6 protein-coding genes and 2 pseudogenes are annotated in these 12,242 nt (G+C 33.7%); 2 read left to right on the top strand and 6 right to left on the bottom strand.

Features of this window, described 5'->3' with window-relative positions; genetic code table 11:
• The first annotated feature begins 552 nt into the window (after window positions 1-552).
• Window positions 553-1,464 carry an Rpn family recombination-promoting nuclease/putative transposase gene (locus JR312_RS04390; protein WP_015589128.1) on the top strand — a complete coding sequence of 304 codons (912 nt, stop codon included), beginning with the start codon at window positions 553-555 and terminating at the stop codon, window positions 1,462-1,464.
• Here the strand turns inward: JR312_RS04390 and JR312_RS04385 are convergent.
• The 4 genes and pseudogenes from JR312_RS04385 to JR312_RS04370 form a co-directional block, all read right to left on the bottom strand.
• Window positions 1,453-2,292 carry a hypothetical protein gene (locus JR312_RS04385; protein ID WP_265017885.1) on the bottom strand — a complete coding sequence of 280 codons (840 nt, stop codon included), beginning with the start codon at window positions 2,290-2,292 and terminating at the stop codon, window positions 1,453-1,455. The genes JR312_RS04390 and JR312_RS04385 overlap by 12 nt on opposite strands.
• A complete protein-coding gene (locus JR312_RS04380) occupies window positions 2,220-3,005 on the bottom strand; it encodes an ankyrin repeat domain-containing protein (RefSeq protein WP_246165624.1) in 786 nt (261 codons plus the stop codon). The genes JR312_RS04385 and JR312_RS04380 overlap by 73 nt, the downstream gene beginning before the upstream one ends.
• 375 nt (window positions 3,006-3,380) lie before the next feature.
• Window positions 3,381-3,630: pseudogene (locus JR312_RS04375) on the bottom strand (transposase); the annotation flags it as partial.
• Window positions 3,631-3,813: 183 nt separating this feature from the next.
• A complete protein-coding gene (locus JR312_RS04370) occupies window positions 3,814-6,417 on the bottom strand; it encodes an ankyrin repeat domain-containing protein (RefSeq protein ID WP_208571662.1) in 2,604 nt (867 codons plus the stop codon).
• 825 nt (window positions 6,418-7,242) lie between these two features.
• On the opposite strand from JR312_RS04370, the gene JR312_RS04365 reads away from it, so the two are divergent.
• The gene (locus JR312_RS04365) at window positions 7,243-10,143 is read left to right on the top strand and encodes an ankyrin repeat domain-containing protein (protein WP_182365070.1); all 2,901 of its coding nucleotides are present in this window, start codon (window positions 7,243-7,245) and stop codon (window positions 10,141-10,143) included.
• Between the two features lie 406 nt (window positions 10,144-10,549).
• On the opposite strand, the gene JR312_RS04360 is transcribed toward JR312_RS04365, so the two are convergent.
• Complete coding sequence (locus JR312_RS04360; protein WP_010082246.1) at window positions 10,550-12,019, bottom strand: recombinase family protein; 1,470 nt, start codon at window positions 12,017-12,019, stop codon at window positions 10,550-10,552.
• Window positions 12,013-12,198: pseudogene (locus JR312_RS04355) on the bottom strand (DUF2924 domain-containing protein); the annotation flags it as partial. The gene JR312_RS04360 and the pseudogene JR312_RS04355, both read right to left, overlap by 7 nt.
• Window positions 12,199-12,242 lie beyond the last annotated feature (44 nt).

The raw sequence follows: 12,242 nt of genomic DNA, 5'->3' as shown, positions 1-12,242 counted from the left end.
CGAAAAAACTCCTTTCTTTCTCTCCACTTTTTCTGGGTAAGGTCAATTCGGAACTCTATTTCTTTTTTACGATCTTTACTTTTATTCTTATTGTTCATATAATATACCCTTCACTAATAATAAATTATTTTTAAATGTTTACTGTTATTTTCTTAGCAGTATTGGCATAAAGCCATAGCTTTTGGGTGAAGTCAAATCAAATTTTCAATTTTTTTTTGTTTATTTTTTTATGAAAAGGTAGAAGATATTAATAGCTGCTAATTTCTTTAAACGATGTTGTCGTAGATTCGTATTTTTATACACCAAAAAGGGTATCTTTGATGTCTCCTACAGCTCCAAACTCATAGCATCCATTTGCCGGCCTTTTAAGGCGCTTTATAGAAGGGTTAATAAAAGATGTACAAAAGGACGTCTAAGGTGCGTAGTAGCATTCTAAAGCCATCTATGGGAGACATTTTTTTCATCAACGCATTCAAAACTTAAAAAAATAAAAAACTTGAACATTTCTTCAGAATTATGTATAATTATTAATGCTTTTTAAGGTTCTTTCTTATGACTTTTTCTAAGTTTCTTGATCCCAAAAATGATGTATCGTTTAAGCGTATCTTCGGTACTGAAAAAAATAGAGATATCCTTATTCACTTCCTCAATGATATTCTTGGCTTTACTGGTAAAAATGAAATAAAGGATATAGAGTTTTTAAGTACTATTCAAGACCCCGATATCGCCGCTAAAAAGCAAAGTATTGTTGATGTTCTCTGTAGAGATTCTACAGGTGCTCAATACATTTGCGAAATGCAGGTCGCTAAAACTAAAGGCTTTGAAAAACGTGCCCAATACTATGCTGCTAAAGCTTACTCAAGGCAAGCTGATAAAGGTGACCAGTATCATAACCTTAAGGAAATTATCTTCATTGCTATAGCAGATTGTGTACTGTTTCCTAATAAATCTGAGTACAAATCAAAGCATACTATTCGAGATGAAGACACTAATGAGCATGATCTAAAAGATTTCTATTTTATATTTATTGAGTTGCCAAAATTTCCAAAGAATAAGGAAGATCAGTTGGAAAATATAGTTGAAAAATGGGTTTATTTTTTTCGATATGCAGATGAGACTAGTGAAGAAGAGCTGGAAAAAATAATAGGTAGTGATGTAATAATTAAAAAGGCCTATGAAGAGCTAAATAGATTCAACTGGTCAGAAAAAGAATTTATTGCCTATGAACAGGAAATAAAACGTATTCTTGATGAACAGGCTGTCCTCGCTCAAAAACTTGATGATGCTACTGAAAAAGGTAGAGAAGAAGGTAAAGAAGAAGGCATCCAAATCGGACATGAAAAAGGCAGAAAAGCAGAGAAAATCGAAGTGGCAAAGAACTCACTTAAGGCCGGTGTCTCTATTGATGTTATCGCTCAAATTACCGGCCTTTCGATAGATGAAATTCAAAAATTAAGGAATTAATACTTTACCTTGACCTCTAGCTTGAGTTAAATGACATTGAACAGAAGTATTATTTAGATAACTTTTAGGCTCCAAGCTTATTTGTTGTTCTTTTACGTCACTCACTTCTAATCTGCTTAACATTTGTTGCATTAATTGATTTATTACTGGGTCTATTCTTCTATTAAATTCAGCCATAAACTTATCAAACTTTTTCGGACTTAATCTACCGGGATCTCCGGGTTCTCTACCAGGCAATGCTTCCTCTGCGTATGATTTTAAAATCCCTGAAATTTCATTAAATTCACCACTCCTAATTTTTTCATTAATCTTCTCAAATAATTTCTCAAAATTAATATCTAAGCGGTGCATTTTTATACCACCTTTCGATTCAGCTTGCTTCTCTAATACTTCCTTGAACGACTTTATAATATCCGATGTGTAAAAAAGAGCCTTTACAGGATTAACATCAGAAAACTTAGGAAGAGGACACTTTTTATCTAGAAAAGCTTGTAACAAGAAAAACATCAAGCTAGCATTATTACTCGCACAAACTTCACGACTAAATTGGCTAGTATATTGGATATTTGGGTTTCTTACTGTATCAGAATGATTGGAGCTACTTCCTGCTGTACCAGAACGGCTAGAGCTATTTTCTGAAAATGAAGGCAACGCAGCCCTTAAAGGGGAAGAGATAAACTGAAAAACACCTTTAACAGCATCTATCCATGAAGACGGCTTACTTGCTCCGCTTGTAGCTCCTATTTTGTTATAGCCTATTTCGTCACTTTGCGATGAATTGTCTGATGCATTATCATAAGATAGATCACACTTAGCTTCTTTTGTAATACTATATTGTACATCACGCTTCTTGCGAGTAGATCCACAATCCTCAATTTTCCATTGACATGGACTATCTTTGCCCCTGGCCTCCAAGTAAATACTCTCCTTCTATCCCTATCATGGCTAAGATAATCACTAGCAGGATATAAATACTCATTACTATAGTAAACACTTTTAATACATACCTCCGATGAAAATACTGCATTCTTTACTGACTCTGGTAATTCTCCTTTTATCCTTTCAAGCTCAGATTTTTTTTCCGAATGAACATTATGGTAATTACTCATCTCCATAATTCTTTTTACATAACGGGCTAACCTAAACTCCGCATTTTCTACACCTTTAACTTCAATACTAGCTCCAATATTGAGAAGATTTGTAACTTCACTAACATTCCCACTTTCTACAGCAGCAAATAAAAGTCTATCATACTCACTTTGCTTTGGTCCTAAAAAGTTTACTACTTCTGACTGACGAGAGGTATTTGCTACATCTAAAGGTTTTCCACCATCCTTATTTTTAGCTCCAATGTTAGCCCCCTTATCTATAAGAAATCTAATTATCTCTAAATGACCTCCTTCAGCAGCCCTATGCAAAGATGTGTAACCATCACTATCTCTAGCTTCAATATTAGCCCCTTTCTCAAGAAGTTCTCTAACGTCACTAAGGCGTCCTGCTCCTGCAGCACTAACTAATAAATCATCATTGTTTAAAGTCATTTGTCCCTCCACATTTATAAAAACTTACCTAACTTAACTAAGCAATCACACTATAACAAGCCACTCTTACCCTGAGCTTTTTTCTTTCCTCAAGCAACACAGAAAGGACCATCTTCCCTCAAACAAGAATTCTGGAATGCCCTCACATAACATAGCCCGCTCACAAAAGTAAAATTACCTTAGCCATCACACACTTACATACCATAAAAAATTAGTAATCTAATGTATTTCAGGAATAGTACTCCACTTTTAAAACTTGTCAACCCCTAATTTAAAATTTTTTTGAAATAATTTTTGATGAAAATTTTTAATGAATTACTATTAATTTAATATTAAATATTACTAAGAACCTAAATAATACAACCACTTTCAGCAATAAAAATCAGCTAGCATGAGAAGATTTTTTTGGAAATCGATTGGTCTTGCAAATATGCTTAAAATCTTCGTTTCAAGCCCTGGATGTAAATTTATTTGCCTTTTTTTGACTATTTGGGGTTCCTTCTCTATCTCTTGGTGTTAAAAGTTCAAATGAATCTGCACTTGTACGTAAAGCCTTTGCATTTCTCCCATTTTTTCTATTATTTTCTTCACTTTCAGCCAATAAGTGGTTTTCTATTTCACCTTTTTATATCAATTTATTACTTTCTTTTTGATTTGACACACTTTTTTGAACATCTCTATTGTGGAACAAACTTTCTCTTGGTTCTCCAATTTAGACACATGAGCAAAGATTGTGAGCTTTCTCCTCTTACTTCAAAAACCAATATCTTCTTTAATATGATTACTTCTATGTACTTACTAAATTAGGCTACTTAAATTCCTTAGGCAGGTTATAAACGGATACCTTTGCTGAGCTTTCAAAGCTCTTTATAGAGGTAGGTGATTCTAATGTTCCAGGTACGTCATCATAATCAGATAGTTGCGTAGAAATTGAATTCGTCCTAATACCCTGAGATGTACCTTCTTGAAAATGAAGTAATTTATTTTCCAACTTATCTCTTGCTTCTCTAAAACTGTCCAATTTTTTTTGCAAGCTAACACTTTCTTCTTTATACTTTGAAAGTGTTAAATCGATAAAATGATTACACAACACTATTAGACCTGTAGCACTAGAAAATAACAACAAGAGAGGATGAATGGTAACACCTGGCATATCTCCACTTCTTGCATCATGAAAATTTTTATACATATTAAGACAAGAGCCAAAAGCTGCAGAGCATACAAAAGCAAGTTTTGTTCTGCACAGGAAATACTCGACTTGCGCTAATTTTTCATTGCAATGTGCTAATTCTTTACGCAAATCATTAATTTTATCACTATAATACCTAATAAACAATTGTTTTGTTTCTTCATTATTAACATATTTCCATGCTCTGTAAGATCTTCCATCTATGAGCTCAACGTTTACATGCTCTGATTTTAGAAGCGCACTAATTGCGTTACTACTTCTAGAACGCACAGCTTCATGTAGAGGTGTGTAATCGCTTTTAACATCTTTCCTTCTGTTAATATTTTCATAAGTTAAATACTTGAAAAGAGCCGAAATACATTCTGGGTCATTACCTTCAATAGCCAGAGTAATTGCATCTTTTCCGTCTTTATCCTTAGAATTAATAACTTTAGAAAGCGGCTTTTCATTTTCTTGCTTATCTTCAAAATACTTGCACTTATACACCTTATTCGAACGATATGGCTCCTTAAGAATACACAAAAGTTCTTTTACAAGATCAACCTGATTTTCTTTAATAACCACATGCAAAAGTGTGTTTTGATTTTCCTCATCTTGTAACAGTAAAACATCATACAAATAAGCATTTTCATGTAGATAACTAATCTCTTTATTGAAACGTGTTTTATCTATACCTTCTCTTCCTCCTTTACAGATACTGAAGAGTCGTAAACTACCTTCCAAAGCATTGTGATCAATTGCAGAGGCACGTTGCCTTCTGTATAAAATTGGCGCTCCTTCTACGCAAACACTTCCGAAGTAACGAGCAATAGGGGAATGGATACATGCACTTAAAAAATTAGTAAGAGGGTTACAAGTGTTCACACCATTCCTACCTTCAAGCAGTCTAACTACATCTAATTTATTATACGAATCAGCATAATATAAAGGATCCCGATCATAACAGTCCTTAGCATCAATTATAGCATCACATTCAAGAAGAAGTTTAGCTACATCTAAATGACCTTCCCTAGCAGCATAATGTAAAGGTGTTCTAGCTTTTTCATCCATGGCCTCAACTTTAGCACCTTGGCTTATAAGAAAGCTAACCATACCCTCTCTATTGTAGTAAGCAGCATAGTGTAGAGGAGCTATACCCAAACGGTCTTTAGCATTAATTATAGAATCATGGTCAAGAAGAAGTTTAGCTGCATCTAAATGACCTTCCCCAGCAGCATAATGTAAAGGTGTTTTATCTTCTTCATCCATGGCCTCAACTTTAGCATCTCGGCTTATAAGAAAGCTAACCACATCCTCTCTATTGTAGCAAGCAGCATAGTGTAGAGGAGTCATACCAAAACGGTCTTCAGCATCAATTATAGCACCACGGTCAAGAAGAAGTTCAGCTACATCTAAATGACCTTTCCCAGCAGCATAATGCAAAGGTGTTTTAGCTTCTTTATCCACGGCCTCAATTTTGGCATCTTGTTTTATAAGAAAGCTAACCATATTTTTTCTATTGTGGTAAGCAGCATAGTGTAGAGGAGCCATACCAAAACAGTCTTCAGCATCAATCATAGTACCACGGCCAAGAAGAAGTTCAGCTACATCTGAATGACCTTCCCTAGCAGCATAATGTAAAGGTGTTTTTCTACTATCATCTTGAACGTTAACCTTAGCATTTCTACTGAGAAGAAGTTTAAGGACATACAAATTACCCTTACAAGAAGCTACACACAAAGGCGTTTGATTGTTTATACCTTTAGCCTCAATATTAGCACCTCCATCAAGAAAATCACTAACCTTTCTAATATCTTTTCTTTCTATAGCAGAAAATAAATATTTATCTAGCTTTGCTCTCAAAAAGTTTGCTACTTCTGTGTTACCAAGCTCATTTACTATGCGTAAAGGTGTCTTAACATTATTATCCTTAGCTAAAATGCTGGCACCTTGATCAACAAGAAATCTAACCATATCGTATTGACCTGCACTAACAGCATAGTGTAGAGGTGTCCAATTTTGGTCACATCTAATGTCAATATCAGCACCAATACTAAGAAGAAGTTGAGCTACATTTACACTATTTTTACAGGCAGCCCAGGACAGCAAAGGCAACTTATCTAAAAGTTCACGATTAACATTATATTTATCAATATGTTGATCAATATATTCCTCCAACCGTTTAAAGTCGTCATTTTCTATAGCATGCGTAAAATCCGTTGTAAGGCTCGTTTGATCTTTCATAAACTATATAAAAAAAACTATTTTCCTACTCAGTACAATACTCCATTTTTAAAACTTATCAACCCCTATTTAGAAATTTTTTATGGAATAATTTTTGATGAAAGTCTTTAATATATTGCTACTAATTTAGCAATATATACTGTTAAAAACCTAAACAATATAACCATTTCCAGCACCCAAAACCAGCAAGCGTGAGAACAATTTTTCTTGGAATCGGTTGGTCTACCATATGTACCATACGAACTTTTTAATATAACAATTTAACTATACGCTAAAACTAGCTATATTAGCCCATTTCATCCATATCTACATACGAACTTTTTTGCCTAAGCTTATTGAAATAATTTAAATCTTCTATTTTTATAACCTTATTTTTACGCGGCTTGTTCTCACAAATATACGACCTTTTTTGCAATCTTAGGAAGAGTCAATAATTCAATTCCTTATAACACTAGCTAGCATGGTATCTTCACTAAAATATTTTTTTAAAAAGTTAGTTGACTTATAAATAATTCTCTACTAATACTAGCATATGTTTGTTTATTCTGCTGAAGTGGCTCCGCAGGTTACTGTATAAGCTTCAGCAGTTTTTGTACTCCTTTAAAGCATCATATTCCTATATATTAAATATAGCTGGTGTTCTCAATTTTGTTGATCTATAGTAAAATTGGCTAAAACTTCCAGTAATAAACAACTTTTAACCTAGCAGTACTCACCATAAAAACTTAACAAAAATATGAGTAGTAAAAAGATTATGTTGAAATTAACTTGACACATACTACACATTCTATATAATATATTCTATATCTAGAGCTAGGAGGTAATATGGATACAGGGTCAGTAAAATATATTGCAGAACCTATCAGTGAACAAAGCAAACACACTGATGAGCAAAAACTGAAGTGTGACCTAAGTGCTGGACAAGAGTTTTCAGAAATAGGTAGCCCAAAAACAGAAGCAACTGGATTACCAGTAGATAGTTATTATGAATTCATTAAGCGAGATTTATTTTCGGCTGATAGAAGTTTGATAGATGATAAAAAATACTTAGAGGATTTAATAGATGAGTGGCTTATTCATGCACCTAACTTAGGACTGGAAGAGAGTCAAAAAAAGTTAAATCAAAAATTACTCAATAGTATTATAAAAGATTTTAATATGGGAAATTATGACTCATTTTCAAATCTTAAGCAGTTTTTAGAAAGTAACGAGAAAAATAAAGACCTGAAGTACGTTCTTAATCTAAAAAGAGGGCATCTAGGAACAACAATATTGAACGTGTTTCTCGAATACGACGAAATTATTCCTTCTCTTCTCAAAGCTGGTGCTGATCTAAATATGCAGGATAATAAAGGTAAAACACTTTTGCATGATACTGCTATTTATTCTAGTGGATATGAAGATCTTGGGTATCTCTTAGATGCAAAAGCTGATCCAAATATACAAGATGAAAAAGGTAACACACCTTTACACTATTATGCTGCTAAGTGTAGTGATCAAAGCAGAAAAACTATGGATTTGCTCATAAGCAAAGGAGCTGATTTAAGCATAAAAAATAACGATGGAAAAACTCCACTGCAAGTTGCAATTGATAATGACAACATTATAGGATGTTTATTAACTAATAGTCAAAAAAAATTAAGAGAGCAACTAGGTAAAATGCTTCTCGCTACAAGTTCTGATGAAGATTGGGATAATGCTTATGATCCAGAGGTTGAAAATCTAAGAAAGTTTTTAAATCAATATGAAAATGACAACGACTTAAAGATAGTTTTAAATGTTAAGGATGATAGTTCAGTACTTCTTGATTCGCCATCTCGTCAATTTCCTAATGTAAAAGCCTTGCTCTTAAAAGCAGGAGCAGCTGATTTTATAGGTAAAAAACAAGACAATTATGAAAAATGCGATAGTTTTTTATCAGAGATTTATCAAATAAATTACCTTGCTAAACGCAATGAGTTTTTAAGTAAGGTAGTAAAAGCTAAAAGCATGATTGAATTACAAGAAGTTGTAAATGAGATTATAGCTTCTGGAATGAGATTAAATTTTGCTAAAGACAAAGATTATTACTTTGCAGATCACGTACTAGAAAAAATTGCTCAGCTAGAAGGAAGCTATGGAATTGCCAGTGATATAGTATGTACATTAATATCAAGAGGAGCAAAGTTAAAAAGGTCAGAAAGTTTAAAAGTCATTGATACAATAGAATTAAAGTTCAAAGCTCATAAGGCTAATATGATCAGTGCTCATTTAGAGTATGTTAGTAATACTGAGGAATTTTTTAGAATTGCAAAGGCTGCTACCAGCGGTCAACTATATGATGGAAAAATCGATAATAATGTATTTTACTTAGAATACTCAGAGGATAGTATAATAGATGTTGCAAGAATCACGGATAGAACAAGAAATCTGGAACTAATTCAGGAATCATATAGAAGGGATATAATAAAAATTGGCAAAAGTAAGATGGAAATTATAACCGAAAACGGCATAAGGTATTACACAGATCTTACAGAAGGCAGCGATATAGTATTAACTTTCTATACTAGTTTGGGAAATATAGACCTTAGACTGTATCCTGACATACAGGATAAAAGCAAGATTATAGTAGAAGTGAGTAATAGAGAAGAAATATTAGAAAAATTCAAAGGTCGCGAAGAAGAGTTAGGCAATGATTGCGCGCTCGGTGGCTACTCGGTCTACAATGCTATTGAACAGGGATATTTTGAAAGGTCTAGAAAATTAATGCGTCCTGAAGTAATAAGCGAGTCTAACAACAAATGGACAGAACGTGAAGAGTTAAGAAGGGATTCTATGGAGGAAATTGCTAGAAGGCATAAGTTATTACAAGATTTACGCAATATTGAGTCTAATATTGTACAAAAGGAGAAGAATTTTGACATAAAAACTTACCTGATAGACATCTTTAAAACTTTATCTAGGTTCTATGAAGAAAAAGGGGATATTTCTAAAACAGACTTAGCTAAAGCAGCAGAAAAGGAAAGTAAAAAATTGGGGTTAGAAGGTAAATACAACTGGAGTAAGATTTTTGGTTTAGAGGAAGAAATTATTGAAAAGGTAGAAAAACAAGGTGATAAAGAGCAAAAATCAAACATACCTGATGACTTCTATTTAGGGCACGCAATCAATAATGGAAGCTGTTTTTTTGATTCATTCAGGCAAAGTCTAGAACAACAGAAGGGAATCAAAGTTACTGTAGAGCAGTTAAGGAATGAGTGTAAGAGATTTGCGCAAGACAATCCTCCAGAGTGGTTTATAAGTAAAATTGGCAATGACTTTGATGAGGTTGAAAGTGAGCTCGTAAATCGTGGAATTACGTGTAACCAATATATCAATAGCATTGGAAAGAATGAATTTTGGGGACGTTCCGATATCGAGGGCAGAGTACTTTGTGATAAGTATGGTGTGAAATTGCATGTTGCAGAAAGTAACCCATTGCACACTATTGATAAGCAACAAGATCCGTTCTTGCATCAGTTAATAGATAGCTCAGGATCAAAAGCAGGTAAGATAGATTATAGTCACAATAGTGCCTTACATATGGTAAATGGAGGCCATGATCATTTTCAACCACTACTTTATAGAAATAAGGCCTTGGCAAAACAAACGCAAGAACAAAAAGATTCCTTATGCTATTCAAGCTTGCCAAGCTGTAGTATGGATGAGTTAAAAATAGAAAAAGCCAACATAAGGCACTGCTTGTAAGTAGACCATAGCTTTGTATATGACTTGTTACACAACAATGAAGGGGAAAGTTTATTTATTAAGTTAAAAAAGAAATTATTTTACTTAAAAAACTTACTTAGTGCTTATGAATTTTCAAGTACACTTTCAGATTCAAAGAGGCTATAGATTGCTCGACATGTACTACTTCGTGGAGTTGTGTGCTGAAGTTTAGAGTATTGCTTTTTTTGATGTTTACAGAATTTTCCTCCAAATCTACTATTAAAATATGCAGTTAAAGTTGGATACATTTTTTATCACTATTGCATCTGATATGCTAAAATCTTCATTATTTATATTGATATTTTCGCATAATTGATTCTGTAACATTGACTTACTTTTCTATATCAATTTCAACATCTTTTTGTGTGGCCCTTTTCTGTTGCTTTTATAAATCAAGACCATAGAATTTCTCCCTTTGCTCACTCCACAGCATCGGTATTTCTTTTAAATCAACTAACTTCAAACCCCTTGGCTGCCTCCCATTTACTATATCTTCCTTAATCTTTGGTGCTAAATAATTTAATCTTAAAATTTGCTGTATACGTCTTGTACCTACGTTTATTTTCTTACTCAGCTCTTTCACACTTCTATATTTTCCTTCTTCCAATTGCCGTTTCCAGGAATGGGCTCTCACCACTGCCTTCAATAGTGCATTATTTGTTTTACCTTCTGGTTCGATTACTATGCATTTGTTTCCTTTCTTCTTCATTGGTATAAATTTTTCCTCTGATTCAGAACACACTTCTATTCCATCTTCTTTTACCATTACTCCCTTTATTAATTTTTTCATTGCTTCTTTCTGTTCTCTGAAGCTTAAATTTTCTCCATCCCCATATAAGCATTCGGCTCTTTTCATCACTTCTTTTTCTATTTCCCCAGCTACTATAGTTCGATTTACTGATTCACAATTCTTCCCCCTTAAGTGATTGTTGCATACGTAATATCTATACCTTTTGTTCTCTTTTTTTGAGTATGTCAGAGTCATATTTACATCACAGCTCTTGCACTTGATTATTCCCTTTAGCAGTGCTTCCTCATATTTTGCTTTTCTATATGGCTGATTACTTATCAATTCCTGCGCTTTTTGCCATTTTTCTTCTTCTATTATCGCTTCATGCTTTCCTTTATACTGTTTCTCATAATGCCTGATTTTTCCCATATATATTGGGTTTGTTATTATTCTCCTCACTGTTGCCTTTTTAAAGATATCTGATTTTGCTTTCGTTCGATATCCTTCTCTGTTTAACTCTCTTGCCAATTCTGCCATTGACTTCAGCTCCATATACCTCTCAAATATATGCTTTATTATTTTTGCTTCTTTTTCATTTATTATTAATTCCTTTTCTTTTACATCATAGCCAAGCGGTGGATTTCCTCCCATCCATAACCCTTGTTCTTTCGATGTTGCTATTTTATTTTTTACTCTCTCTACTATCATTTCTCTTTCTAGTTGTGCCGCCCCTGATAGCACTGTTTGTACAAATTTTCCCATTGGCGTATTATTGTCGAATATTTGTGTTACTGCTACAAAACTTATCCGGTGCCTTCTAAAAAATGATGTTACTTCTATGCAGTCCTTTGTTTCTCTTGATAACCTATCTAGCGTATATACTACTACACAGTCGACTTCTCCTACCTTTACATCTTCAAACAATTCCTTTATCGCTGGTCTATTCAAATTACTCCCTGAGAACCCTCCATCATCGTACTTTTTTGCCAATGCTACCCACCCTTCTCGGCTTTTTATATACTTCTCACATACTACTCGCTGTGCATCTAAACTATTAAACTTTTGTTCTAGCCCGTCTTCATTTGATTTTCTCGTATATATCGCGCATCTTACCTCTTTCAGCATTCTTTCTCCTTATCTCTCATTCCAAATAGGAGCGGTCCATTATAACTCATTCCCATTATTTTGCCGGCTACTGCTGATAATGACGTATAAAACTCTTCTTTATAGATTAAACCCTTATCTGTTACCATTACCGCATGCGTCTCTTCCCCTCTTTCTAATATTAGCTCTGTTCCCTCTACCATACGCGTCAAGTTAAGAGATTGTGAGCAAATTTAGAGAGGTT

Source organism: Wolbachia endosymbiont of Nasonia giraulti (genome assembly GCF_048054155.1).
GTDB classification, from domain to species: Bacteria; Pseudomonadota; Alphaproteobacteria; order Rickettsiales; family Anaplasmataceae; genus Wolbachia; species Wolbachia pipientis_C.
This window is presented reverse-complemented; position numbering and strand designations above follow the sequence as displayed.